The organism is Streptomyces sp. NPDC049970 (genome assembly GCF_040660235.1).
Lineage (GTDB): Bacteria > Actinomycetota > Actinomycetes > Streptomycetales > Streptomycetaceae > Streptomyces.
In genome coordinates, this window is sequence record NZ_JBFALP010000005.1 from 117,040 (window position 1) to 141,899 (window position 24,860).

At 68.8% G+C, this 24,860-nt stretch carries 21 protein-coding genes; 9 read left to right on the top strand and 12 right to left on the bottom strand.

What is annotated here, in order from left to right; all coding sequences use genetic code 11:
• Positions 1 to 498: 498 nt before the first annotated feature.
• Together AB0I83_RS11715 and AB0I83_RS11720 are read right to left on the bottom strand one after the other, a co-directional pair.
• Positions 499 to 939 (bottom strand): ATP-binding protein, encoded by a 441-nt coding sequence (locus AB0I83_RS11715; RefSeq protein ID WP_363304455.1) that lies wholly within the window; start codon positions 937 to 939, stop codon positions 499 to 501.
• Between the two features lie 205 nt (positions 940 to 1,144).
• Positions 1,145 to 1,498: an STAS domain-containing protein gene (locus AB0I83_RS11720; RefSeq protein WP_003967428.1), complete on the bottom strand. Its 354-nt coding sequence runs from the start codon at positions 1,496 to 1,498 to the stop codon at positions 1,145 to 1,147.
• Between the two features lie 79 nt (positions 1,499 to 1,577).
• On the opposite strand from AB0I83_RS11720, the gene AB0I83_RS11725 reads away from it, so the two are divergent.
• The gene (locus AB0I83_RS11725; protein WP_356841943.1) at positions 1,578 to 4,079 is read left to right on the top strand and encodes a DEAD/DEAH box helicase; all 2,502 of its coding nucleotides are present in this window, start codon (positions 1,578 to 1,580) and stop codon (positions 4,077 to 4,079) included.
• 123 nt (positions 4,080 to 4,202) lie between these two features.
• Here the strand turns inward: AB0I83_RS11725 and AB0I83_RS11730 are convergent, their stop codons facing one another.
• From AB0I83_RS11730 to ssd, 7 genes are all read right to left on the bottom strand, one after another.
• Complete coding sequence (locus AB0I83_RS11730; protein WP_363304456.1) at positions 4,203 to 4,592, bottom strand: Rv3654c family TadE-like protein; 390 nt, start codon at positions 4,590 to 4,592, stop codon at positions 4,203 to 4,205.
• Complete coding sequence (locus AB0I83_RS11735; protein WP_363304632.1) at positions 4,589 to 4,927, bottom strand: TadE family type IV pilus minor pilin; 339 nt, start codon at positions 4,925 to 4,927, stop codon at positions 4,589 to 4,591. The genes AB0I83_RS11730 and AB0I83_RS11735 overlap by 4 nt, the downstream gene beginning before the upstream one ends.
• A gap of 64 nt (positions 4,928 to 4,991) precedes the next feature.
• Positions 4,992 to 5,246, bottom strand: coding sequence for a DUF4244 domain-containing protein (locus AB0I83_RS11740; RefSeq protein ID WP_363304457.1), 255 nt, complete (start codon positions 5,244 to 5,246; stop codon positions 4,992 to 4,994).
• A 443-nt stretch (positions 5,247 to 5,689) separates the two neighbouring features.
• Positions 5,690 to 6,484: a type II secretion system F family protein gene (locus AB0I83_RS11745; protein ID WP_363304633.1), complete on the bottom strand. Its 795-nt coding sequence runs from the start codon at positions 6,482 to 6,484 to the stop codon at positions 5,690 to 5,692.
• 5 nt (positions 6,485 to 6,489) lie between these two features.
• Entirely contained in the window at positions 6,490 to 7,314 is an 825-nt protein-coding gene (locus AB0I83_RS11750) for a type II secretion system F family protein (RefSeq protein ID WP_363304634.1), read from the bottom strand.
• 44 nt (positions 7,315 to 7,358) lie between these two features.
• Positions 7,359 to 8,513 (bottom strand): TadA family conjugal transfer-associated ATPase, encoded by a 1,155-nt coding sequence (locus AB0I83_RS11755; RefSeq protein WP_363304458.1) that lies wholly within the window; start codon positions 8,511 to 8,513, stop codon positions 7,359 to 7,361.
• Positions 8,510 to 9,589, bottom strand: coding sequence for a septum site-determining protein Ssd (ssd, locus tag AB0I83_RS11760; RefSeq protein WP_363304635.1), 1,080 nt, complete (start codon positions 9,587 to 9,589; stop codon positions 8,510 to 8,512). Before ssd ends, AB0I83_RS11755 begins: the two co-directional genes overlap by 4 nt.
• Before the next feature lie 560 nt (positions 9,590 to 10,149).
• Here ssd and AB0I83_RS11765 point away from each other — a divergent pair.
• Positions 10,150 to 10,989, top strand: coding sequence for an HAD-IB family hydrolase (locus AB0I83_RS11765; RefSeq protein WP_363304459.1), 840 nt, complete (start codon positions 10,150 to 10,152; stop codon positions 10,987 to 10,989).
• A gap of 409 nt (positions 10,990 to 11,398) precedes the next feature.
• Here AB0I83_RS11765 and AB0I83_RS11770 read toward each other — a convergent pair whose 3' ends face one another.
• Positions 11,399 to 12,223, bottom strand: coding sequence for an oxidoreductase (locus tag AB0I83_RS11770; protein ID WP_363304460.1), 825 nt, complete (start codon positions 12,221 to 12,223; stop codon positions 11,399 to 11,401).
• Positions 12,224 to 12,325: 102 nt separating this feature from the next.
• Between AB0I83_RS11770 and AB0I83_RS11775 the strand changes: the two genes are divergently transcribed.
• The gene (locus AB0I83_RS11775; protein ID WP_363304461.1) at positions 12,326 to 13,321 is read left to right on the top strand and encodes an ATP-binding protein; all 996 of its coding nucleotides are present in this window, start codon (positions 12,326 to 12,328) and stop codon (positions 13,319 to 13,321) included.
• 25 nt (positions 13,322 to 13,346) lie between these two features.
• On the opposite strand, the gene AB0I83_RS11780 is transcribed toward AB0I83_RS11775, so the two are convergent.
• On the bottom strand, positions 13,347 to 14,669 hold the full coding sequence (locus AB0I83_RS11780) for a hypothetical protein (protein WP_363304462.1): 1,323 nt from the start codon (positions 14,667 to 14,669) through the stop codon (positions 13,347 to 13,349).
• Positions 14,670 to 14,968: 299 nt separating this feature from the next.
• Here AB0I83_RS11780 and AB0I83_RS11785 point away from each other — a divergent pair, with 299 nt between their 5' ends.
• From AB0I83_RS11785 to AB0I83_RS11810, 6 genes are all read left to right on the top strand, one after another.
• Positions 14,969 to 17,473: a SulP family inorganic anion transporter gene (locus AB0I83_RS11785; protein WP_363304464.1), complete on the top strand. Its 2,505-nt coding sequence runs from the start codon at positions 14,969 to 14,971 to the stop codon at positions 17,471 to 17,473.
• Between the two features lie 187 nt (positions 17,474 to 17,660).
• Complete coding sequence (gene acs / locus AB0I83_RS11790; protein WP_363304465.1) at positions 17,661 to 19,628, top strand: acetate--CoA ligase; 1,968 nt, start codon at positions 17,661 to 17,663, stop codon at positions 19,626 to 19,628.
• 555 nt (positions 19,629 to 20,183) lie between these two features.
• The gene (nhaA, locus tag AB0I83_RS11795; protein WP_363304466.1) at positions 20,184 to 21,626 is read left to right on the top strand and encodes a Na+/H+ antiporter NhaA; all 1,443 of its coding nucleotides are present in this window, start codon (positions 20,184 to 20,186) and stop codon (positions 21,624 to 21,626) included.
• Positions 21,627 to 21,665: 39 nt separating this feature from the next.
• Positions 21,666 to 22,196 (top strand): phage holin family protein, encoded by a 531-nt coding sequence (locus AB0I83_RS11800; protein WP_356532371.1) that lies wholly within the window; start codon positions 21,666 to 21,668, stop codon positions 22,194 to 22,196.
• Positions 22,193 to 23,185, top strand: coding sequence for an alpha/beta hydrolase (locus tag AB0I83_RS11805; RefSeq protein WP_363304467.1), 993 nt, complete (start codon positions 22,193 to 22,195; stop codon positions 23,183 to 23,185). Before AB0I83_RS11800 ends, AB0I83_RS11805 begins: the two co-directional genes overlap by 4 nt.
• Positions 23,186 to 23,290: 105 nt before the next feature.
• Positions 23,291 to 23,494 (top strand): hypothetical protein, encoded by a 204-nt coding sequence (locus tag AB0I83_RS11810; protein WP_356532367.1) that lies wholly within the window; start codon positions 23,291 to 23,293, stop codon positions 23,492 to 23,494.
• Positions 23,495 to 23,631: 137 nt separating this feature from the next.
• On the opposite strand, the gene AB0I83_RS11815 is transcribed toward AB0I83_RS11810, so the two are convergent.
• Positions 23,632 to 24,837, bottom strand: coding sequence for a MarP family serine protease (locus AB0I83_RS11815; protein ID WP_363304468.1), 1,206 nt, complete (start codon positions 24,835 to 24,837; stop codon positions 23,632 to 23,634).
• Between the last annotated feature and the right edge of the window lie 23 nt (positions 24,838 to 24,860).

Below are 24,860 nucleotides of genomic sequence, written 5' to 3' on the forward strand. Positions count from 1 at the left end.
GGAAAGGGCGGGGCATGCGGGGCCGGGGCGCCCGTACCGGCCAGTTCAACGTCCGAGGTCACACGCTCCCTCGGATCGCACGACAGCGGGATGGCCACGGGACGGCCGCGGCCGCTGCTCGCACGGAGCGGACTCTCACAACGGCGGGGCGGTTCGGGCACGACGACGCCAGAGGAGGTGGCGAAAGGGGCGGTGGAGCGATGGCGGCCCCGGGAGCGACAGCCGTTGGCCTTGACTTGAGCGGAGGTTGCAAGGGGAGGGCAGCGCAGACAGCGTCGCGTAGGTGGCTCGGCACGCAAAACCGACCGTCCACCCGGAAAGCATCGAGTTCCGGGCGCCCTCACGAGGCGGAGCGGCTGAGCGGTATGAGCTGAGCGGTACTACAGGGCGGTCGGCTCTACGCCTGTGCGGAGCAGCGTGGCCAGACCGCTGCGCGAAGACAGGTCTGCTCGACGGCTGCGCGAAGACGGTGGCTCGGAGCAGCCCGAAGGCGGGGGCTCAGGGCAGCGCCACGGCAGGAGCCGTCGGCCAGGTCATGCGAATCACTCCGCCGTCCGCGCCAGAGAGGACTTCCACGTCGTCGACGAGACCGCTGATGACGGCAAGGCCCATCTCGTCCTCGCTGCCGGGGTCACTCTCCGGGGCGTCCGGTCCTGCGCCCGGCGCCCCTGACGCCGAGGTGTTACCCGCGGTCAGCCCGTCACCCACCTCGATGGAGAACGCCTTCTCCTCCTCGGTCAGGACAACGGTGACAGGCGCGGTGATGTCATGGCTCCGGTGAAGACCGACGGCACGGCTGCACGCCTCACCGACGGCGAGCCTGACCTCGTCGAGCACCGCCTCATCGACGCCTGCCCTGCGTGCCACGGCGGCCGCCACGAGGCGAGCCGTCCTGACGTGTTCAGGCTGAGCGCTGAAGCGGAGTTCAACGGTTGGCATGCCATCCCCCTCGAACGTACGGGCGTGCTTCTCAGAGGCCCGGGCGTGACACCCGGTACCCCTGTTCTCATTCACTTCCGGAAACCGACGAAGCCGGCAGCCGACCACATGGTCGGCCACCTGCTCATGGCGGCCAGTCTGCTGCCGCCTGCCGGTCCGTCACTGCCTGCCTGCCGACCTGTGCGGCCGACCTGCGCCGACGCTTCTAGTCGGTGGCCGCGACAGCCTCGTCGACCGTGGTGTGAATGGGAAACACCTTGGTCAGACCTGTGATCCGGAAGATCTTGAGAATGCGCTCCTGGTTGCACACCAGGCGCAGTGAGCCCTCATGGGCTCGGACACGCTTCAAGCCACCCACGAGCACGCCGAGGCCGGTGGAGTCGAGGAAGTCGACGCCTTCCATGTCGACAACCAGGTGGTAGCTGCCGTCATTCACCAACTCGACCAACTGCTCGCGCAGCTTGGGCGCGGTATACACATCAATCTCGCCACCGACCTCGACGACCGTACGGTCGCCACCAGGGCCGGACACATTGCGAGTCGACAGGGACAGGTCCACGGATCCTCCAGCACCTTGCTATCGAGCGGTCGCCCCTCGGTCTCCCCGACGGAGGTCAGGGGACGGATCGCCAGCCGCGATGGCATTCAATCACTTACCAACAGCCATGCACGACGCCTTGGGACCATTGTCCGTCATGCCAGTGACACACTCGGTGCCGATGGCCAAGAATCACCGCCCCAGTCGACCACCCGAGAACGCGGGCTCGCGCCCCTCTCCGGCGGTGGTACTCGACCGGCTCGCCGCAGGGGCGAGCCGGGCAGCGCGCATCACTCATACGGAGCACCTGCCCCCACGTGCGGGAACCCATGCCATCTGGCCTGATCGCATCCGGCCGGAAGTGATTTCGGCAATCGGTCTGTCCGGAATCGACCATCCGTGGACGCACCAGGCCACCGCGGCCGAGTACGCCCTGGACGGTGAATCCGTGGTGATCGCCACCGGCACCGCGTCCGGCAAGTCGCTCGCCTACCTCGCGCCGGTACTGAGTACCCTCCTCGACGGCTCGCAGGCCCCGAACGGCCGCGGCACCACCGCCCTGTACCTCGCCCCCACCAAGGCCCTCGCCGCCGACCAGCGCCGCGCGGTGAAAGCGCTCGCGGCACCCCTCGGCTCGGCGGTCCGCCCCGCCGTCTACGACGGGGACACGCCGGTCGAGGAACGCGAATGGGTGCGCCAGTACGCCAACTACGTCCTGACGAACCCTGACATGCTGCACCGAGGCATACTTCCGTCCCATCCCCGCTGGGCCTCCTTCCTGCGCTCTCTCCGCTTCGTCGTCATCGACGAGTGCCACACCTACCGCGGCGTCTTCGGCTCCCACGTCGCCCAGGTGCTGCGCCGCCTACGCCGCCTGTGCGCCCGCTACGGCTCCGATCCCGTGTTCCTACTCGCCTCCGCCACCGCGGCACAGCCGTCGGTCGCCGCAGGCCGTCTCACGGGCCTGCCGGTCAAGGAGGTCGCGGACGACGCCTCGCCGAGGGGCGAGCTGGTCTTCGCTCTCTGGGAGCCCCCGCTGACCGACCTGCACGGCGAGAAGGGCGCCCCTGTACGCCGTAGCGCCACGGCCGAGACCGCAGACCTCCTGACCGACCTGACGCTCCAGGGCATCCGGTCCGTCGCCTTCGTACGCTCCCGGCGTGGCGCCGAGCTCATCTCCGTCATCGCGAAGGAGCGGCTGGCCGAGGTGGACCGCTCCCTGCCCGGGCGCGTCGCCGCCTACCGGGGCGGCTACCTGCCCGAGGAGCGCCGCGCCCTGGAGCGCGCCCTGCACTCGGGGGAGCTGCTCGGTCTCGCCGCGACGACCGCCCTGGAGCTGGGCATCGACGTCTCGGGCCTGGACGCCGTCGTCATCGCCGGCTACCCCGGCACCCGGGCCTCCCTGTGGCAGCAGGCCGGCCGCGCCGGAAGGTCGGGACAGGGAGCCCTGGCCGTGCTGGTCGCCAGGGACGACCCGCTGGACACGTTCCTCGTCCACCATCCCGAGGCGCTGTTCCAGCAGCCCGTGGAGTCGACCGTCCTGGACCCGGACAACCCGTACGTCCTGGCCCCGCACCTCTGTGCCGCGGCCGCCGAGCTGCCTCTCACGGAAGCCGACATCGCGCTCTTCGGCCCCGCGGTTCCCGACCTGCTGCCCCAGCTGGAGGCCGCGAAACTGTTGCGCCGGCGGACGACCGGCTGGCACTGGACCCGCCGCGAACGCGCCGCGGACCTCACGGACATCCGCGGCGAGGGCGGGCGTCCGGTCCAGATCGTCGAGGAAGGAACCGGCCGACTGCTGGGGACGGTCGACGAATCAGCCGCGCACACGGCTGTTCACGAGGGAGCGGTCCACCTTCATCAGGGCCGGACGTACCTGGTCCGGAAACTGGACCTGGAGGATTCGGTCGCCCTGGTGGAGGAAGCCACCCCGCCGTACTCGACCAACGCCCGCGATACGACGGCCATCGCCGTGCTGGAGACCGACACGGAGATCCCCTGGGGTGACGGCCGGCTCTGCTTCGGTTCCGTGGAGGTCACCAACCAGGTCGTCTCCTTCCTGCGCAGGCGGCTGCTCACCGGAGAGGTCATGGGTGAGACGAAACTCGACCTGCCGCCCCGGACCTTGCGCACGCGCGCCGTGTGGTGGACGGTCACCGAGGACCAACTCGATGCTGCCCGGGTCAACCCCGAGATCCTCGGTGGCGCCCTGCACGCCGCGGAACACGCCTCCATCGGGATACTGCCGCTCTTCGCCACCTGCGACCGCTGGGACATCGGCGGCGTCTCCGTTCCGCTGCACCCGGACACACTCCTTCCCACGGTGTTCGTCTACGACGGCCATCCGGGTGGGGCCGGCTTCGCCGAGCGCGCCTTCCACACGGCCAAGACCTGGCTGACGGCGACGCGTCAGGCCATCGCGTCCTGCGAGTGCGAGGCGGGCTGCCCGTCCTGCATCCAGTCTCCCAAGTGCGGCAACGGCAACGAGCCACTGCACAAGCGAGGCGCCGTACGCCTCCTGAGCGAGCTACTCAGGACCGCACCACCGGACTCCGGGACGGACCCTCTGCCGAAGAGCTCGAGGGGCATGAACGAGTCATGAACCGCACGCGTGAACGAGTAAGGAGCCCACGCGCGTGAACACGGCCGCCGGCGGTCGTGAGGCTGGTAGACCTCCTCATGGGCTCGTCGACCTCCGGAGGGCCCGTCCTGCGGCTCCTGCGGCTCACGGCCCCTCCGGGGGGCCGGCCCTGGACCTCACCTCCGGCGCGTAGGGGCCGAAGCGCGAGCGGGCGGTCACATCGGCGATCTCGCCCTGAACGACGCACCGTACGAGTTCCGCTCCTTGGGCCACCGCGACCTCACGCGCCGCCCCGCACGCCGCCGCCGTACCGCGTAGCGCGGTGTCGGCTGCCGCCAGTGCCGCCAGATCCGCCGCACCACCGGCCTTGTGACGGGCGGACACGACCTGGCCGAGAGCAAGCACCACCGCGAACACCACACAGAGGGTCGTCGCCGTCATGGCCGCCCAGACCGTAGCCAGCCCCTGATCCCCGGCCCTGGAAACGCGTTTCGTCTCCCCCGTGGCCGGCAGGACACCGTTCCTCGCCCTCACGGCTCCACCGCCAGCGTGTCCTCGGCCAACGCGACCGCCTCCGCGCTCAGCGTCAGGCCCAGTGGCCCGGGGCCCGGCGTCGCTGCCTCCACTCGGACGCGCCACAGCTCTCCTGCCCGCTCCACGGCCACGCTGGACCTGTCAGGTGCCGCTTCTCTCGCTACGGACCGTACGGCTGCCTCCGGCTCGGACCGGGCAGCAGCCCGTGCTCCGGCCCGCGCAGCGTCCACACAGCGAATCTGGTCGGACGCGACAACCAGTGCCCAGACAAGGGCCATGACGAATGCCACAAGGACGGGGAGAGCCATCGCGGCTTCCGCAGTCACCGCTCCCAGGTCACGGGGGCGGCGGTCGCGGCCCGGCGCCGGTGTGTCCGACGCGCTCCGCTCTGTCCCTGCCTCAGAACTTCGCATCGAGCGCGTCCTTGATCAGCGACTGCAAGGCCGAAAGCACGGCTCCGCTGGTCACGACCTTGTAGAGCACGGCCGCGAACGCGCAGGCGGCGATGGTCCCCACCGCGTACTCGGAGGTCGTCATCCCCCTGTCAGGACCGCCACGTCGGACACGGCTGCCGACCACGGCCTCCCAGGTACGGCTGACCGCGCTCAGCGCCCGCCCCACGGCCTTCGCACTGACCTTCGCACTCACACTCATCTCGACCCCCACTTTTTTACCTCGTTCGGAACTTCGACTCGGACTCGGACTTCGACTCGGACTCGGACGCGTTTCGGCACTTCGCCTTCGGCAGGAATTCCTCCTCGGTTGGGTTCGCCTCGGGTTCGGCCTCGCCGTGACTTCGGCTTCCGCCCCGGCTGGGGTTTCGACTTGGACGTGGATCCGGACCGGACTGTGCTCGGCCCGGACTGGCCTCTGACCCACACGAGGACCGGAGTGCCCCGGCGATGTCTCGGATTCAGGCGCGACGCAAAGGCAGAATCGGGCGACCGTTACGGCCTCGGGCCGAACTGAATACAGCTTTCGACCCGCCCCGACACCGGGCACGATCTCCGTCCACCGCTCGCGCCCCTAGCCGCGCAACCGATCCGGTTTCCTGTGGACAGGTGGCCCAGGCCCCTCGTAAAGCACCCCGGCCTGCTTCAGTTGCGGTCCAACAAGCCGGTAGCAAGACCGATCACCACCGGTGCCACACCCACCGCGAGGAAGGCAGGCAGGAAGCAGAGGCCGACCGGCGCCGTGATCAGCACGCCGGCTCGCTGGGCACGTGCCACTGCCGCGCTCGCCCGCTCGGCTCGCATCTCATCCGCGAGCCTGGAGACCGGCTCCGCCGCCGGAGCGCCTGTCGTACCGGCGCGCTCCAGGCAGAGCGCCAGTGCCTCCGCTCCCGGTATCTCTCCGAACCGGCCCCACGCGTCAGCCGGTTCACCACCGAGCCTGATCTCGGCCGCAGTGCGCGCGAGCCGGTCACCGATCGGCCCGCCCATGGACTCCCCCACCGCCTCCGCGGCGTCTCGCGGACCGGCACCCGCCGAAATGCACGAAGCCAGCAGATCTGCGGCGAGAGGCATTTGCCGGGCGATCAGAGCGGCTTCCGCATCCCCAGCCTCGTCTCTGCGTCCCCAACGGGAACGCTGCAATCGCCAGGCTCCGTACCCCGCCGCCAGGCCGACACCGCAGCCGACCGCTCCGCCGACCAGGATCCAACCCGTCGCCCAGGAAGCAAGGGGCGCGGTCCAGTGCCGGGCCATCACCCGAGCGCCCGACATCCTCAGACTCAGCCGCCGCCCGGCCGGCATAGACCCTGTCAGCAGTGCCCCCCGTCTGCGTGCCGCCCGCGTGCGCCGCCCCGCTGCCAGCACAAGGGCCAGGTACGAGACCGCGCCGAGCACCACTCCAGCCGTCCGCGCCCCAGACCCCTCCCAGAGTTCGGACAGCCTGTTCACGCCTCCTCCCCCGCTCGCACGATCCGCGATGCCCAGAACAGCCCGGCAGCCTCGAGCAGACCGCCCGTGACCAGGCAGACCAGCCCGCCTGGCGTATGCAGCAGAACCCTCAGTGGATCCGCTCCGAGTGCCGCGCCCAGCCCTAGACCGACCGCCGGCAGCAAGGCCAGGACCACCACCGTCGACCAGGCACCCGCCAACTGGGCCCGGAGTTCCTCGCGTCGCCGTCGCTCCGCCCGTAGCGCGCTCTCCAGACGCGCCAGACCGACCGCGAGGCCGGCCCCGCCATCCACCGCCACCCGCCAACAGGCCGCAACTCCGGCGAGCCCCTGGAGGCCGGAGCCCGCCGAGGCCTGTTGCAGCGCGCCCGGCACATCACCGCCGAAGCGCGCCGCCGCGAGGACCGCGGACTCGGCTGTGCCCAGCGCGCCCGAGTTCAGCCCGGCGACAAGCAAGGCCTGACCGGGCTCGCGCCCTGCCCTCAGCTCGCCAACCACCGCTCCGCAGAGCGCCGCCACCGCGTCGGCAGCTCTCTCGTACTCGCGCCGCAGCGCTCTGCGACGCATCCAGCGCCCCGCCAGCGGTACCGCCACAGCTCCTGCGAGCAGAGGCAGTACCGACTCGCCCAGCACAGCCAGGAGTACGGCCACAGGAGCGCACAGCCATTCCCGCCGCCGGTCGAAGAACGCAAGGATCACGCCCCATACCGCTGCAAAGCCTGGCAGTTCGTCACCCTCTCGTGTGAACAGGGCCCGTGCACGTCGTGCCCCCGGATCCCGGGTCACGGCCAGACAGCCCGCCAACCCCGCGCACGCGGCCATCACCCACGCCAGCACCCGCATGAGCGGGTCCGGACCGGCCGCGGTCACGGCTGTTCCCCGATCAGCGCCCCGAGCCTCCGCAAGCCACGCTCCGGTACGAACCCCCCGGGTCCCCAAATGAGAGCGGGCACGGTGATCACCAGGCCGGCGGAGTTCCGTTCGAGTACGTGCACTTCGGCCAGGCGACGCCGCCCCCTGTCGTCCCGTACGAGGTGGAGCACTACGGACAGTGCTGCGGCCAACTGACTGTGGAGTGCGGCCCGGTCGAGGCCGGCCGCCGTCCCCAGCGCCTCCAGACGCGCGGGGACATGCTCGGCGGCGTTCGCATGCACCGTGCCGCATCCGCCTTCGTGTCCAGTATTCAGAGCTGCCAACAACTCCGTCACCTCGGCGCCCCGCACCTCACCCACGACCAGTCGGTCAGGACGCATGCGCAGCGCCTGCCGCACAAGGTCCCGAAGTGTCACCCGCCCTGCCCCCTCCTGATTGGCAGGACGCGACTCCAGGCGCACCACATGCGGGTGGTCCGGACGCAGCTCCGCCGAATCCTCGGCGAGCACGATGCGCTCCCGCTCGCCGACCACACCCAGCAGACTCGACAACAACGTCGTCTTCCCCGCCCCCGTTCCACCGCTGATCAGGTAGGAGACCCGGGCCTCGACCAAGGCTCTCAGCAGTCGGTCACCACCTGGCGGAACCGTCCCCGCCCCTACGAGCTCCGCCAAAGTGAAGGCCTTGGGCCGCACCACCCGCAGCGACAGACAGGTCGACCCGACGGACACCGGGGGCAGGACCGCGTGCATCCGCGTCCCGTCCGGCAGACGGGCGTCCACCCACGGCCGGGCGTCGTCGAGCCGGCGTCCGGCCACCGCCGCGAGCCGCTGAGCGAGCCTCCGGACCGCCGCCGCATCACGAAAAGTGACTCGGGTCAGTTCGAGGCCTCCCCCACGGTCCACCCAGACCCGGTCCGGAGCGGACACCAGTACATCGGTCACCGCCGGATCGGCCAGCAGCCGCTCCAGAACTCCGGTGCCGACCAGCTCGCCACGCAGTTCCTCCGCCGCACCGAGAACTTCAGCGTCCCCGAGAAGCCGTCCCTGTCCCTGTTCCCGAAGTGCGGCGGCCACCCCCGCAGGAGTGGGCTCCGCCCCGCTGCGCGCCAGTCGTTGCCGTACCGCCTCGAGAAGTGCCTCAGTCATCGCGGGCCTCCCGCGGAGTGCCTGGCCGGGCCGGAGGCCGAGCGTCCTGCTGCATCCGCCGCGTCCCAGAACGCGGTACAGAACCGAGCCAGGGCCCCGCGCGGGTTGCCACCAGGAGGGGAACCTCCTTCCTGAGCCACGGACAACCCAACCTCCATGGGCAGATCACCCACGAGAGGCAGTCCCAGGGCCTGCGCAACCCACTGCTCGTCCAGGCCGGCCGTGTAGGGACCACGGGCGACGACCCGGAGATCCTCCAGAACCATCCCGGCAGCGGAGGCCACTCGCTGGGCCGCCGCCACCGCCCTCAGCTCGCCAGGGACGACCAGCAGTCCGACATCCAGCTGCGCCAGCGCCTCCGCAACGCTTTCATCGACTCTGCGCGGCAGGTCCACGATCACCACTCCACCGAGCCGACGGGCAGCGGCGAGCACCGACCGCATGGCCTGCGGAGGAACGATCACCTCGTCGTCCCGCCCCCAGCTGAGCACTCGCAGACCGTGCAGTGCGGGCAAGGCCTCCTCCAGCGCCCTACCGCCAACTCGCCCTTTGGAACGGGCGAAATCCGGCCAGCGCAGCCCTTGGGATTCCTCACCGCCCAGCAGCACGTCGATGCCCCCGCCCAGCGGATCGCCGTCGATCAACATGGCCCGTCGGCCCGACCTGGCCGCCGTCACGGCCAGAGCGCAGGCCAGCGTCGATGCGCCGGAACCACCGCGCCCTCCCATCACTCCTACGGTCAGGGCCGCCCCGCCCACGCCCTCTGCCGCATTGGCGATCTGGTCGACGAGCCAGACTTCCGAGTCCGGCAGCCGCAATACGTACTCGGCCCCGATCTCGACCGCGCGCCGCCACACGTCCGGATCATCCTGGTCCCGTCCGACAAGCATGACGCCACGCCTACGCGGCATCCCCCGGAACTGCGGTGCCGCGTCGTCCCCCACCAGAACCATGGGAGCGCGCTCCCATCCACCCCTCTCGCCCGGTGGCCCGTGATGCACCTCGGGCACGGCCCCCGCGGCCGCGCACAGCCTGAGCAGGTCGTCCAGCAGATCAGCATCCGAGGTTACGATCATGGGTCCGCAGTCCGTCTTCTCGGCCTTGGACAGCTCCACGTCCGCGATAGATCCAGCCACGATCTCCGCCCCCTTCTTCCAGTCCCTCCAGTGCGGTTTCGCGGCGATCTCGAACCCTTCCGAGACGCGCGATTCCGGAACCCGCGGACTTCACGGGTGGAATCAACATGCAACGCCTCGAAAAATCATGTGGATCTTGCTCAAGAACTGTGGATAATCCCAGCGTTGTGAATATCTCCGTAGCTCGTACAGGGGAATTTCACAGCGCAGCACTTCCACTACACTGAGTCACGGGTGATGATCGAGGGAGCTCGCAGCGGAGTTGGCACGCCGACGCAGGGGGAGAGGAGCATGCCTTGATTCCAGGAGGAAAGAGCGTCTGGACATGCGACGACCCCCGCCGGGGGGGAGAGCGGGGGTCGTCCCCACGGCCGACTCAGGGGGGGGAGGAGCCGGACCGGGTTAGCACGGTCGCGAACGATCCGTGACTTCCATGGTGTACCCGAGCACCTTCTCAAGCAAACCCACCCGCCGGGGTTTACGCCGAATGGTGGGCCCCTATGCTCACCTTTGTGGAAAACTGCTTCTCGCCGCGTACCGCAGCCTTCTTCGACCTGGACAAGACGGTCATTGCGAAGTCATCAACGCTGACCTTCAGCAAGTCCTTCTACCAAGGCGGGCTGATCAACCGCCGCGCCGTACTGCGCACCGCGTACACACAGTTCGTGTTCCTCGCCGGAGGCGCTGATCACGACCAGATGGAACGGATGCGCGAGTACCTCTCGGCACTCTGCAAAGGATGGAACGTACAGCAGGTCAGGGAGCTCGTCGCCGAAACCCTCCACGACCTGATCGACCCGATCATCTACGACGAGGCCGCAACTCTTATCGAGGAACATCACACCGCAGGGCGTGACGTGGTCATCGTTTCGACCTCCGGAGCCGAAGTCGTCGAGCCCATCGGAGAGTTGCTGGGCGCAGACCGAGTCGTCGCGACTCGGATGGTCGTCGGGGACGACGGCTGCTTCACCGGCGAGATCGAGTACTACGCCTACGGGCCGACCAAGGCGGAAGCGATCAGATCCCTCGCCGAATCGGAGGGCTACGACCTCTCGCGCTGCTACGCCTACAGTGACTCGGCCACAGACGTGCCGATGCTCGAATCGGTGGGGCACCCGCACGCCGTCAACCCGGACCGCGCCCTGCGACGCGAGGCCATCCTCCGGAAATGGCCGATTCTCGTCTTCAACCGCCCCGTCCGGCTCAAGCAGCGCCTCCCCATGTTCTCGATGCCGCCTCGCCCGGCACTCGTGGCCGCCGCAGCAGTGGGCGCGGCAGCCCTGACCGCCGGCCTGGTCTGGTACACCAATCGCCGTCGCGCAGCCGCGCTCACCGCCTGACCGACGGCCGGAGGCTGTACACATCGGGCAGGATCGCCGATAGCGACTCAGAACTCGATGACCGTTTCGCCCAAGTTTGAACATAAAAGAAAAGAAGCGGACTCAGGGGTACCGCCACACCCCGTCCTGGAGTACAAAGGAGTCAACGGCCCGCGAGACCAGGGACATCCGAGAGGATCACCTTTTCACGCACGATCGGCCCCACGGACCGCCCACGAAAGCCGAGTACCCACGCGACGTCGACCCGTCGATTACGGGCCAGCCGCACCAGGTGACGGGCAAAGAACCCGACCTGATGGGCACGCATCGAGGACGCTTGGTAACCCGGCGGACGTGCCAGCGGCGGTACCGGAATCGGTACCGCCGCACCCTTTTCCCGACACGTCCACGCACCCCGGGGAACCTCGACCTAGGCCGCGCCTCGCTGCAGGGCCTCGCAAACGGCGGTGGATTCCCTGACGCCCAGCTCCACCGAGCGACCGCAGTGGGCGATCCAGGCTGCCATTCCCTCCGGCCGACCCGAGAGATACCCCTCGAAGGCCGCCACGTAAGCCGCGCGCCCCTGCTCGGCGTGCCCCACCTCGGCGGGGCAGACCGACTTGGGATCGAGACCACTACCGATCAACACGATCCGCTCGGCGGTCCTGGCCACCATGCCGTTGTGCGAGCGGAAGGGGCGCAGAGCCAGCAGCTCACCATGCACGACAGAGGCAGTCACCAGGGCTGATGCCGCACCCCCGGAAATGATCAGACGCGACAGTCCGTCGAGCCGCCCCGACACCTCTTCGGCGTCCGGCAGAAGTGCCTCGATCAGCGGCTCCCGGACGGGCTCTCCCGGAAACCGCGGCCGGCCGACGCCGTCATCGGGAGTCGCCCCGCCCGCCGCGACCAAGTGCAGTCGGGCCAGGACACGCAGCGGCGACTGCCTCCAGATGGAGAGCAGTTGACCCGCCTCCGCCGTGAGCCGAAGGGCGGCACCGATGATGCGGGCCTCGTCCTCGCCGCTGAAGTCCGTGCGCCTGCGGACCTCCTCGAGATTCCAGTCGGCACCCGAGAGCGCCGCCGAGCCGCGGGCGCCACGCAGGGCCGCTTCGGCGGTGACCTCGTTACTGCGGCGACGCATGACCCGGTGGCCGTAGACACGGTCCACGGCCTTACGCACGGAGTCCACGGCGTCGGTGACCCCCGGCAGGGCACCCAAGGCGGCAAGCGGGTCCGAGGAAGTCGTACTCATAAGTAGGAAGGCTACGCGCCTCATGTGCGGATACCGCCCTGGAGTGTCCTTCTTCACGAAGCGTGACGACGTTGAGCGATTGGGCCGCTACCCTAGGTGAACATGAAGATCGCTTTCGTGGGGAAGGGCGGCAGCGGCAAGACAACGCTGTCCTCGCTCTTCATCCGCCACCTCGCCGCCAATGAAGCCCATGTCGTCGCGGTGGACGCCGACATCAACCAGCACCTCGGAGCCGCCTTGGGCCTCGACGAGGACGAGGCCTCCGCGCTGCCTGCCATGGGCGCTCAGCTGCCCCTCATCAAGGAATACCTGCGCGGGGACAACCCCCGCATCACCTCCTCCGCGACCATGATCAAGACAACACCGCCCGGACAGGGATCGCGGTTGCTGAGGGTCCGCGAGGACAACCCCGTCTACGACGCCTGCGCCCGCACCGTCACGCTCGACGACGGGGACATCCGACTGATGGCGACCGGCCCGTTCAGCGAGTCCGATCTAGGGGTCGCCTGCTACCACTCGAAGGTGGGGGCGGTCGAGCTCTGCCTCAACCACCTGGTCGACGGACCGGACGAGTACGTGGTGGTGGACATGACGGCGGGATCGGATTCCTTCGCGTCCGGACTGTTCACACGCTTCGACATGACCTTCCTCGTCGCCGAGCCGACCAGGAAGGGCGTCTCCGTCTACCGGCAGTACAGGGAGTACGCGCGCGACTTCGGCGTCGCCCTGAAGGTGGTCGGCAACAAGGTCCAGAGCCAGGACGATCTCGACTTCCTACGCGCCGAGGTGGGCGAGGACCTGCTGGTCGGCATCGGCCATTCCGACTGGGTACGGACGATGGAGAAGGGCAGGCCCGCCCCGTTCGACCTGCTGGAGGCGGACAACCGGATGGCTCTGCAGGCCCTGCAGGACGCTGCGGAGGACTCGTACGAACTGCGCGACTGGGAGCGCTACACGCGGCAGATGGTGCACTTCCACCTGAAGAACGCGGAGAGCTGGGGCAACGAGAAGACGGGGGCCGACCTGGCTGCCCAGGTCGACCCCGCGTTCGTCCTGCATGAACACCCCGTGGAGGCGGGCGCCGCCCAACCTGCCTGACCGGAGACGGACACGCGCCGGAGGGCTACTCCCTTTCAGCGCTCCCGTCGGCGCCCGTGCCTGCCGGCTGGTTCATCGGCCCGGCAGGCACGGGACTGCCCGCGGACTTGCCAGGCACCGCGTCGGCGAGGAAGCCCGCCCAGCCGGGCTTGGGCTTCTGGCCCACCTTCAGCGTCCCGAGCTTGGCGAGCGTCGCCGGGTCCTGCGCGTCGAGCCAGTCGGCGAGTTGACGGAAGGACACACATTGCACGTCCCGTTGCGTGCACACGGTCTTGACCGTCTCCTCGATCGCACGCATGTACGTGCCACCGTTCCAGGATTCGAAGTGGTTACCGATGATCAGCGGAGCACGATTCCCGTTGTACGCCCGGTCGAACGCCTGAAGCAGACCGTCCCGCATCTGGTTGCCCCAGTACGCGTGCTGATCCGGGTCGCCCTGGGTCTTGCCCGACTGGTTGAACATGAAGTTGTAGTCCATCGAGAGCGTCTCGAACGCCCTGCCCGGCACGGGGACAAGCTGCAGCGGGAGATCCCAGAGGCCGTCCTTCTTCGCGGGCCAGACCTGGTTGCCGATGCCGCTGGAGTCATAGCGGAACCCCATTGTCCGCGCCGCCGCGACCATGTTCTTCTGTCCCTCGAGACACGGAGTGCGTGCGCCGACGAGCTCCCTGTCGTAGTCGAAAGGCAGCGGTGCTTCGGCCTTGAGGTCCGGAGCATTGGTCTTCCAGCTCTTCACGAACGACTTCGCCTGGTTGATCTCGCTCCTCCACTCCTCGACGGACCAGGTACCGACACCACCGTCCGGCCCGCAGAAGTGCCCGTTGAAGTGGGTACCGATCTCGTTGCCGTCCAGCCATGCGGCACGAAGCTCCGTCAGAGTGTTCCGGATTCCCTCCGTGTCGTTGAACCCGATGTCGGAACGGCCCGCCGAGTGCTGCGGCGGATCGTAAAGAGCCTTCTTCTCCTCCGGCAGCAGGTACACGCCACTGAGGAAGTACGTCATCCTGGCGTCGTACTTCCTGGCGACAGCCCGGAAATGCGAGAAGAGTTTCTGACTGTCCTCCCCAGCACCGTCCCAGGAGAACACCACGAACTGTGGTGGTTTCTGACCGGGCTTCAGCGGCTCGGCCGCAGGGAGCTTCGGCTGAACCCCGGTAAAGGCGGTGGAACCGTCGCCGATGAGGGTGACCGCCCCCTTCGGCGCCGCAGCCGGGGAGTTCCCTTCAGCAGGCTTCTTTCCGGCTCCGGAACCGGCGGCCCCCGTCCCGGGTCCGGAGCAGCCGGCCAGGCCGGCGATCAGCGCCGTGAGCACGGCACCCAGGGCGATCCGCTTCGTGGCGGCCATCATCCGTCCACCCTCTTCCTCGCAGGAGTCGTGCGTCTTGGCGGCGACACGGCGCCGCCAACCTCACACGCAGGGCTGCGGGAATCAGTACGACAAGCCGAATGAAAAGCTGCTTATTCACTAGTACGAGTGACTGAATGCTCTATTTGCTCGAAAACATGGACACCACTCTTTACCCTCCATTACGATTCATTTACTGAGAGTTGAGAAATCCCGCCGCTTCACCCCACCGCCGCACGCCGTGATTCACGGCCGCCGTCACTCACATACCGCGACCGCGCTGCCCCGGAGGAGACGGGAACATGTCTGCCTGCGCCCCTACCCGCAACGACCACTCATCCCGAAGTTCACGCTTTTCTCTCGCATCGGGCCTCAAACGGCCTCACAGCCCGCCGCCACCCCGCCGCGGACGCTTTCGCGTCTCCGGCGCCGACCTGTCCGCATCGATCACCGTCTTCCTGATCGCCGTACCCATGTCGCTCGGCCTGGCCGTAGCCATGGACGCACCCTTGGCCGCGGGGCTTGTCTCCGCGGCCATCGGCGGCATCGTCGCAGGACTGCTCGGAGGAACACCCCTCCAGGTCAGCGGGCCGTCCGCCGGACTGACCGTCGTCACGGCAGAGTTGATCCAGCTCTACGGGTGGCGCACCACCTGCGCGATCACCATCGGCGCGGGACTCCTGCAGATTCTTCTGGGCTCGTTGAAGGCAGCACGCGCAGCCTTGGCCGTCAGCCCCGCCATCGTGCACGGCACGCTCGCGGGGATCGGAGTCGCCATCGCACTGGCCCAGCTGCACATCGTGCTCGGCGGGGCACCCCGGAGTTCAGCTCTCGACAACGCGCTCTCGCTTCCCTCTCGGCTCGCGCAGTTCGAACCGGCCGCCCCACTCATCGGGGCACTGACGATCGTCCTTCTCGTCGTGTGGCCACGTATGCCAGGCCGGGTCGGAGCGACGATGGGAAGGATCCCAGCCGCACTCGCTGCGGTGGCCATCGCTACCGCCGTGGCCGCCGCGGCAACGCCCGGGATCGCCCGGGTCGACCTTCCGTCCTGGCGCTCGCACGCACTGCCCGAGCTTCCGAACGGCCCGTTCGCCGCGCTGGCCACGGCGGTCTTCACCGTCATGCTCGTCGCCAGCCTGGAGTCCCTGCTCGCCGCGGTCTCCGTGGACAAGATGTCTGCCGACCGGGCCGCGGCCGCGCCGAAGGACGGGACCGCGCCGTCTGCGCCCGTGAAGCGCTCCGATCTCGACCGCGAGCTGCGGGCCCAGGGGGTGGCCAACGCGCTGTCGGGGATGGCCGGGGGGCTGCCCGTGTCCGGTGGCGCTGTGCGCAGTTCCGCGAATGTGCGGGCGGGTGCGGAGAGCCGTGCCGCCACGGTGCTGCACGGGGTCTGGGTGCTTTTGGCAGCCGCACTGCTGGTCACGGCACTGGAATGGATTCCTCTTGCCGCGCTCGCCGCTCTCGTGATGGTGGTCGGCATCCAGATGGTCAACTTCGCGCATATCCGCAAGGTCCACAAACACCGCGAGTTCCTGGTCTACGGAGCCACGATCTCCGGAGTGATCCTCGCCGGCGTGCTCAAGGGCGTGGCCATCGGCATCGTCGTGGCTGTGGCCGTGGCCCTTCACCGTCTCGCCCGCACGCGGATCACCGTGACGGAGCAGGACGGCCGATACCTGGTGACTGCTCGCGGGCAGCTGACCTTTCTGGCCGTCCCACGGCTGAGCCGGACTCTCGGACGGCTCCCCCACGGCGTCGACGCCGTGGTCGAGTTGGACGGTTTCTTCATGGACCACGCGGCTTACGAGACGATCCAGGACTGGTACGCGGCACAGACATCGATGGGTGGCCGGATCGAGTTCACCGGGCGTTCCGGGGGCCGGATCGCCGAGCCCGCGTCGGCAGCCCATTCGTGCTGCCGCCCATGGACACCGTGGCGCAACCACCACTGCCATGACCAGGTGCAGGAGGCCGTTCCCACGGCCACCGCCCAGGCCTCCCCCCTCGTCGCGGAAACCCCTCCGCCGACCACGGTGGCCGCCCCACCCGAGCGGCACGGCGCGCATCGGCTGCTCAGCGGCCTCAGCTCGTTTCAGCGCACCACGGCGCCGCTGGTACGTGAGGAGCTGGCCCGCCTCGCGGCCGAGGGACAACGGCCCTCCCAACTGTTCATCACCTGCGCCGACTCCCGACTGGTCACGAGCATGATCACTGCAAGCGGGCCGGGCGACCTCTTCACCGTACGGAACGTCGGAAACCTGGTGCCCTCACCTGGCACGGGGAGCACCGCAGGCAACGACGACTCCGTGGCTGCCGCCATCGAGTACGCGGTGGACGTGTTGGGGGTGGAGTCCATCACCGTCTGTGGCCACTCCGGGTGCGGTGCCATGCAGGCCCTCCTGGGGGCCGCCCCCGAGACACCCCGCACGCCGCTGTGGCGCTGGTTGCGGCACGGGTTGCCGAGCCTGGAGAGGATGCGCTCCCGCAACCACTCCTGGGCGCGCATCGCGGGCCGGATGCCCACCGACGCAGTCGAGCAGCTCTGCCTGACCAACGTGGTCCAGCAGTTGGAGCACCTGCGGGCGCACGAGTCGGTGTCCCGTCGGCTCGCCGCGGGTTCCCTCCAGCTGCACGGGATGTACTTCCATGTCGGTGAGGCTCAGGCCTATCTGCTGACCGAGGGCGTCAGTTCGGGCACCGGACCCGACGAGGTCTTCGTGAAGGTCGTTCCCGGCGTGGAGTGCGATGCGGAGCCTGGTGCGGAAATCCCGCGTCTGGCACCCGACACCGTGGTCGGTGCCTGAACCTCCGGCCCATCCGGTCCGTGAGACCTTGTGGTCCCGCTTCCGCAGCACACCGCTGCCCGCGGAAGCGGGACGTATGGCTCGCTCCATACACGAAGCACAGGTCTAAACCAATTCCTGGCAGACACTTGTCACCTGGCCCGCGGCCTGATGAGCTGTCCTCCGGGACACAACGGACACCCTGGGAATGGGAGATGTCGTGAGCAACGAAAGCCTGGCCAATCTGCTCAAGGAGGAGCGGCGGTTCACACCGCCTGCCGATCTGGCCGCGAACGCCAACGTGACAGTGGAGGCGTACGAGCAGGCCGAGGCGGACCGGCTGGGCTTCTGGGCCGAGCAGGCCCGCCGCCTGACCTGGGCCACGGAGCCGACCGAGACGCTCGACTGGAGCAATCCGCCCTTCGCGAAGTGGTTCGCGGACGGCAAGCTCAACGTCGCGTACAACTGCGTGGACCGGCACGTCGAGGCGGGCAACGGCGACCGGGTCGCCATCCACTTCGAGGGCGAGCCCGGCGACAGCCGCGCGATCACCTACGCACAGCTGAAGGACGAAGTCTCCCGCGCCGCCAACGCCCTCACCGAGCTGGGTGTGGCCAAGGGAGACAGGGTCGCCGTCTATCTGCCGATGATCCCCGAGGCAGCGGTCGCCATGCTGGCCTGCGCCCGCATCGGCGCCGCGCACTCGGTGGTCTTCGGCGGATTCTCCGCCGATGCCATCGCCGCGCGTATCCAGGACGCCGATGCCAAGGTCGTCATCACAGCCGACGGCGGCTACCGCCGCGGCAAGCCCTCCGCCCTCAAACCCGCCGTCGACGACGCCGTCGCCCGCATCGACAGCGTCGAGCACGTCCTCGTGGTCCGCCGCACCGGCCAGGACACCGCCTGGAACGAGGGCCGGGACGTCTGGTGGCACGAGATCACCGCACGGCAGTCGGCCGAGCACACCCCGGAGGCCTTCGACGCCGAGCACCCGCTGTTCATCCTCTACACCTCCGGGACCACGGGTAAGCCCAAGGGCATCCTGCACACCTCCGGCGGCTACCTGACCCAGGCGGCCTACACCCACCACGCCGTCTTCGACCTCAAGCCCGAGTCGGACGTGTACTGGTGCACCGCCGACATCGGCTGGGTGACCGGACACTCCTACATCGTCTACGGCCCGCTGGCCAACGGCGCGACCCAGGTCATGTACGAGGGCACACCCGACACCCCGCACCAGGGACGCTTCTGGGAGATCGTCCAGAAGTACGGCGTCACGATCCTCTACACCGCGCCGACCGCGATCCGCACGTTCATGAAGTGGGGCGACGACATCCCCGCCAAGTTCGACCTCTCGTCGCTGCGCGTCCTCGGTTCCGTCGGTGAGCCGATCAACCCCGAGGCATGGATCTGGTACCGCAAGCACATCGGCGCCGACACGTGCCCCGTCGTGGACACCTGGTGGCAGACCGAGACCGGCGCCATGATGATCTCCCCGCTTCCCGGAGTCACACAGACCAAGCCCGGCTCCGCCCAGCGCGCCCTGCCCGGCATCAACGCCACCGTCGTCGACGACGAGGCCAACGAGGTACCCGACGGCGGAGGCGGTTACCTCGTCCTCACCGAGCCGTGGCCGTCGATGCTCCGCACCATCTGGGGCGACGACCAGCGGTTCATCGACACCTACTGGTCCCGCTTCGAAGGCAAGTACTTCGCCGGCGACGGTGCCAAGAAGGACGACGACGGAGACATCTGGCTCCTGGGCCGGGTCGACGACGTCATGCTCGTGTCCGGACACAACATCTCCACCACCGAAGTCGAGTCCGCTCTCGTCTCACACCCCTCGGTCGCCGAGGCCGCCGTGGTGGGTGCCAACGACGAGACGACCGGTCAGGCCATCGTCGCCTTCGTCATCCTGCGCGGCACGGCCACCGCTTCCGACGAACTGGTCGCCGAACTGCGCAACCACGTCGGCACCACCCTCGGGCCGATCGCGAAGCCCAAGCGGGTCCTGCCCGTGGCGGAGCTCCCGAAGACCCGGTCCGGCAAGATCATGCGTCGGCTGCTGCGCGACGTCGCCGAGAACCGTGAGCTGGGTGACGTCACGACCCTGACCGATTCCTCTGTCATGTCCCTCATTCAGACGCAGCTGCCGGGGGCGTCCTCCGAGGACTAGGCGGACCGGAACAGGTCGGTCGGAAGGCCGACCTGAACCAGGCAGTTCCTCGGCCAGGACCGGTTCGGTCGGCCCGGCCGGAGAGTCTGAACCCGCCCGTCACCAGGGCGTGTTCCGTTCATATCGCTGCGAGGGGCACCCGGCACCGCCGGGTGCCCCTCGGTACGAGCGGGGCCGGGCACGCGGCGAGCCCTGGCCGGCCCAATGGACCATTACCGCACGGTAAGGCGGCGGACAGCCGGATACGAACCGCACCTGGAGCGGCGGCCAACAGGAGCAGGTGCACGCCGCCGGGCAGCGGCCGCCGGATCCCGATACCGTTCCTGATGCCCCAGGTAGACTGTGCTCACCTCGACTTCTTCCTCCGCTGTCTTCCTCGACGGAGCACGTCGGATGCGACCACCGGCAAAGGACGTCGGTGGAAGCACACGAGCGTTCGCTGTGCACAGGTGCGAGCCATGCACAGGTGCGAGCCGCGACCGTGCGAGGCGACAACAACTTCAGACGAAATCTCCACAGGGGCGCCGGGAAGTCTGGTCGGCATGTGTGTCCGCCATGCCACCACAGCCGTCATCCGACCCGGAGGTTCCTCACGTGGCCCCGCCCGCTCCTTCGTCCGACCGCCGCAGCACCCTGTTCGGCAGGCTCCCGCTTCCCGAGCGGAACTACGTCGCCGAGGCCCTGCGCACCGAAACGGTCGGCGGCGTCATCCTGCTCGCCGCGGCGGTCGCCGCGTTGCTCTGGGCGAATACCTCCGGCTCGAGCTACGCGTCGGTCAGCGATTTCCACTTCGGCCCGGCGGCTCTCGGACTCGATCTCTCGGTCGCCCACTGGGCAGCCGACGGACTGCTCGCGGTCTTCTTCTTCGTCGCGGGCGTCGAGCTCAAACGCGAACTGGTGGCCGGCGAGCTCCGCGACCCCCGCGCGGCGGCCCTCCCTGTCGCAGCGGCCTTGTGCGGCATGGCCGTCCCCGCAGTCCTCTACGCGCTGACCGCCGCGCTCGGAGGAGGTTCCGCGGCCGGCTGGGCCGTACCCACCGCTACGGACATCGCGTTCGCCCTCGCCGTCCTCGCGGTCATCGGCACCTCGCTGCCGGCTGCGCTGCGCGCCTTCCTGCTGACGCTCGCCGTGGTCGACGATCTCTTCGCCATCCTGATCATCGCGGTCTTCTTCACCGAGAGCATCGACTTCCTGGCGCTCGGCGGCGCGTTCGTCGGCCTCGTCGTGTTCCACCTGCTCCTTCGTGCCGGGGTGAAGGGCTGGTACGTCTACGTCCCGCTCGCCCTGGTCATCTGGGGGCTGATGTACAACAGCGGGGTCCACGCCACGATCGCCGGTGTCGCCATGGGGCTCATGCTCCGCTGCACCAGGCGTGAGGGCGAGGCCCGGTCCCCCGGGGAGCACATCGAGCACCTGGTCCGGCCCCTGTCGGCCGGAGTCGCGGTTCCGCTCTTCGCCCTCTTCTCCGCCGGTGTCACTCTCAAGGGCGATGCCCTCGCCGGCGTTTTCACCCGGCCCGAAACACTCGGCGTGGTGCTCGGCCTGGTCGTCGGCAAGACCCTCGGCATCTTCGGCGGCACGTGGCTCGTCACCCGCTTCACCAGGGCCCAGCTGAACAAGGAGCTGGCCTGGGCCGACGTCTTCGCCGTGGCCACACTGGCCGGTATCGGATTCACCGTCTCGCTGCTCATCGGCGAGCTGGCCTTCGCCGGCGACGAGGACATGATCAACGAGATCAAGGCAGCGGTCCTCATCGGTTCCCTGATTGCCGCCGTACTCTCCGGTGTACTGCTCAAACTCCGGGTACGCAGATACAGGGCCCTGTACGACGCGGAGGAACTCGACGAGGACGAATCGGGGGTTCCCGACGTGTATGAGCAGGACGACCCCGAGTACCACCTGCGGATGGCCGCGATCTTCGAACGGAAGGCGGCCGAGCACCGCCGCCTTGCCGAACGGGCGGGGGCAGCGAGCAGTGAGCCGGACAGTCCGGCATGATCTGACATCGGATGTACGGAAGAGAAGAGGGAGTCAGGGATGAGCGACCCCGGCAACTACGCGGGCAGCACCGACCGCAGTATCGGCCAGCTGTTCGCTTCGGCGACCGCCGAAATGTCCGCGCTGGTGCACGACGAGATCGCGCTGGCCAAGGCCGAGGTGCGTCAGGACGTCAAGCGAGGCGCGATCGGCAGTGTGGCGTTCATCGTCACAGGTGTGCTGATCCTCTTCGCCATCCCCGTCCTCAGCTTCGCCGCGGCGTACGGAATCCACAATCTCGGGCTCGGACTCGCCTGGTCGTTCCTGATCGTGGGCGGCGCGTTCATCCTGCTGGGCATTCTTCTCGCCCTCTTCGGACTGGCCAAGTTCAAGAAGGTCAAGCCGCCGGAGAAGTCCATCGCTTCGGCCAAGCAGACCGCGGCGGTCCTGCAGGGCGTCAAGCCGCACCCCCGGCCCGTCGTGACCGCGGGTGTGATCGAACGGAGCCGGGGCAGCTCGCCGGCGGACAAGGCGATCGAGAGCCGTCCGGTCCTGGACAAGCCGGCCGCCGTGACACGCTCGTCCACATGACCGATCCCGATTTCAGCGCATCCGCTTTCAGCGCGTCCGGCCCGGTCGGCCCGTTGGGAGCGCCTGCCGGTTCCGGCGGCCCCGTCCGCATCGCCGGGCCCTGGACCCATCGCGATGTGGCGGCCAACGGCGCGCGCTTCCACATCGCCGAGCTGGGCGACGGCCCGTTGGTCCTGCTGCTGCACGGTTTCCCGCAGTTCTGGTGGACCTGGCGCCACCAGCTGACCGCCCTGGCCGACGCCGGATATCGCGCGGTGGCGATGGACCTCCGCGGGGTCGGCGGTAGCGACCGTACGCCCCGGGGCTACGACCCGGCCAACCTGGCGCTCGACGTCACCGGGGTCATCCGGTCGCTCGGCGAGCCGGACGCCGCTCTGGTGGGCCATGACATGGGCGGCTACCTCGCCTGGACGGCTGCCGTGATGCGCCCGAAGCTGGTGCGACGGCTCGTGGTGTCGTCGATGCCGCATCCACGGCGCTGGCGTTCCTCGATGCTCTCCGACCCCGCACAGTCAAGGGCGGGCTCGCACGTCTGGGGTTTCCAGCGACCGTGGGTTCCGGAGCGTCAGCTCGTCGCGGACGAAGCGGCGTTGGTGGCCCGGATGATCCGCGACTGGTCGGGACCGCGCACCCCGGAGTTCCCCGACGACGAGACGGTGGACGTCTACCGGCGCGCGATGTGCATCCCGTCGACGGCTCACTGCTCGATCGAGCCGTACCGCTGGATGGTCCGTTCCCTGGCGCGTCCCGACGGGGTCCAGTTCAACCGCCGGATGAAGCGTCCGGTGCGCGTACCGACACTGCACCTGCACGGTTCACTGGATCCGGCGATCCGCACCCGTAGTTCCGCCGGGTCCGGCGAGTACGTCGAGGCACCGTACCGGTGGCGACTTTTCGACGGTCTGGGGCACTTCCCCCACGAGGAGGACCCGGTCGGGTTCTCGACCGAACTCGTCAACTGGCTCAAGGACCCGGAGCCCGACCGCTGACCGATGGGTACTGGTGTCTGACGAACAGCCACTTGCCTGCCGCATAAGCCAATTGGCCGACTCGCACACGATTACCGACCTTGGGTCACGGGCAGACGTCGGGGTATGGGCTGGACGCGCGACTTCAGTGACGTAGCACGCAACCGCCGCTCGACCGCTCCTGCTGGTCCGAGCACTCATGAGGGGGGCGGCTCTCCGAGCCGGGTGCACGATGTGAGTGATTTTCATGATCTCCGGTTGGGAATTCCGCGCATCCTCACGCGCCGGGCGCGCTGGGTGTCGGCGCGGCTCCGCCATCCCCGCGGATGACGGGAGAGCCGACCGGACAGCACACCAGGCGCAGGCCCCCGGACCATGAGGGTTCCGGGTCCCGCGCCTGACGGCGTGACCGCCGCCTCCGTGGACCGCACCAGTGCCCTTCCCTGACCGGGAAGGGCACACGACTGTCAGAGGGCGCAGCCCTGGCTGTCGACCTCCTGGGCCGAGGACCTGCCGAGCTCGATGTCCTGACGGATCTCGTCGGCCGTCAGCGCGTATCCGGTGTCCGGGTCGTCGAGCGACTTGGCGAACACGACACCGTAGACCTTGCCCTCGGGCGTGAGCAGCGGTCCGCCGGAGTTGCCCTGGCGCACGGTCGCGAACAGTGAGTACACGTCGCGCCGGACCGTGCCCCGGTGGTAGATGTCCGGGCCGTTGGCGTCGATCCGGCCCCGGATACGCGCTGAGCGCACGTCGTAGGCGCCGTTCTCCGGGAAGCCGGCGACGATTGCGCTGTCGCCGCTCTCCGCGTCGTTGTCCGTACCGGTGAAGCGCAGCGGCTCGGCATCGAGATCCGGGACGTCGAGCACGGCGATGTCGCGCTGCCAGTCGTAGAGGACCACCTTGGCGTCGTACAGCCTGCCTTCGCCGCCGATCTGCACGGTCGGCTCGTCGACACCGCCGACGACGTGCGCGTTGGTCATGACCCGGTGGTCGGAGAAGACGAAGCCGGTCCCTTCGAGGACCTTGCCGCAACCCGGCGCCATACCGACGACCTTGACGATCGACTTCTTGGCGCGTGCGGCCACGGGACTGCCGGCCAACGCCGGGTCCGGCGGCTCGACCTCGGTGATGGGCTCGTTGGCGAAGGGGCTGAAGACCTGCGGGAAGCCGTTCTGGGCGAGTACGGAGGAGAAGTCCGTGAACCAGTTGGACGCCTGAGCGGGCATCACCCGGGAGACGCCGAGCAGCACGGACGAGCTGCGGACCTCCTTGCCCAGGGTCGGCAGCGACGTACCTGCCAGGGCGGAGCCGATCAGCCAGGCGACCAGCAGCATCGCCACCACGTTGACAAGGGAGCCCCCTGTCGCGTCCAGGGCACGCGCCGGCGACCACGTGATGTGTCGGCGGAGTCTGCTCCCGAGGTGGGTGGTGAACGCCTGGCCCACGGAGGCGCAGACGATCACGATCACGACCGCGACGATGGCAGCGGTGGAGGAGACCTCCGACCCGTCGGTCGCCTGGTCCCAGATGACCGGCAGCAGGTAGACGGCCACGAGACCGCCGCCCAGGAAACCGATCACGGACAGGATGCCGACGACGAAACCCTGGCGGTACCCGATGACCGCGAACCACACGGCGCCGACGAGCAGCAGGATGTCCAGCACGTTCACCGTCTATAGCCTCGCAGATTCGT

Bases quoted from the DNA above. Each gene is read 5' to 3' on its own strand.
- AB0I83_RS11805 (WP_363304467.1), top strand. From the start codon at position 22,193: ATGACCGATCCCGATTTCAGCGCATCCGCTTTCAGCGCGTCCGGCCCG.
- AB0I83_RS11780 (WP_363304462.1), bottom strand. From the start codon at position 14,669: ATGATGGCCGCCACGAAGCGGATCGCCCTGGGTGCCGTGCTCACGGCG.
- AB0I83_RS11810 (WP_356532367.1), top strand. From the start codon at position 23,291: ATGGGCTGGACGCGCGACTTCAGTGACGTAGCACGCAACCGCCGCTCG.
- AB0I83_RS11785 (WP_363304464.1), top strand. From the start codon at position 14,969: ATGTCTGCCTGCGCCCCTACCCGCAACGACCACTCATCCCGAAGTTCA.
- AB0I83_RS11775 (WP_363304461.1), top strand. From the start codon at position 12,326: ATGAAGATCGCTTTCGTGGGGAAGGGCGGCAGCGGCAAGACAACGCTG.
- AB0I83_RS11715 (WP_363304455.1), bottom strand. From the start codon at position 939: ATGCCAACCGTTGAACTCCGCTTCAGCGCTCAGCCTGAACACGTCAGG.
- AB0I83_RS11725 (WP_356841943.1), top strand. From the start codon at position 1,578: ATGGCATTCAATCACTTACCAACAGCCATGCACGACGCCTTGGGACCA.
- AB0I83_RS11740 (WP_363304457.1), bottom strand. From the start codon at position 5,246: ATGAGTGTGAGTGCGAAGGTCAGTGCGAAGGCCGTGGGGCGGGCGCTG.
- AB0I83_RS11750 (WP_363304634.1), bottom strand. From the start codon at position 7,314: ATGGCCGCGTGCGCGGGGTTGGCGGGCTGTCTGGCCGTGACCCGGGAT.
- AB0I83_RS11755 (WP_363304458.1), bottom strand. From the start codon at position 8,513: ATGACTGAGGCACTTCTCGAGGCGGTACGGCAACGACTGGCGCGCAGC.
- AB0I83_RS11800 (WP_356532371.1), top strand. From the start codon at position 21,666: ATGAGCGACCCCGGCAACTACGCGGGCAGCACCGACCGCAGTATCGGC.
- acs (WP_363304465.1), top strand. From the start codon at position 17,661: ATGGGAGATGTCGTGAGCAACGAAAGCCTGGCCAATCTGCTCAAGGAG.
- AB0I83_RS11770 (WP_363304460.1), bottom strand. From the start codon at position 12,223: ATGAGTACGACTTCCTCGGACCCGCTTGCCGCCTTGGGTGCCCTGCCG.
- AB0I83_RS11765 (WP_363304459.1), top strand. From the start codon at position 10,150: ATGCTCACCTTTGTGGAAAACTGCTTCTCGCCGCGTACCGCAGCCTTC.
- ssd (WP_363304635.1), bottom strand. From the start codon at position 9,589: ATGATCGTAACCTCGGATGCTGATCTGCTGGACGACCTGCTCAGGCTG.
- nhaA (WP_363304466.1), top strand. From the start codon at position 20,184: ATGCCACCACAGCCGTCATCCGACCCGGAGGTTCCTCACGTGGCCCCG.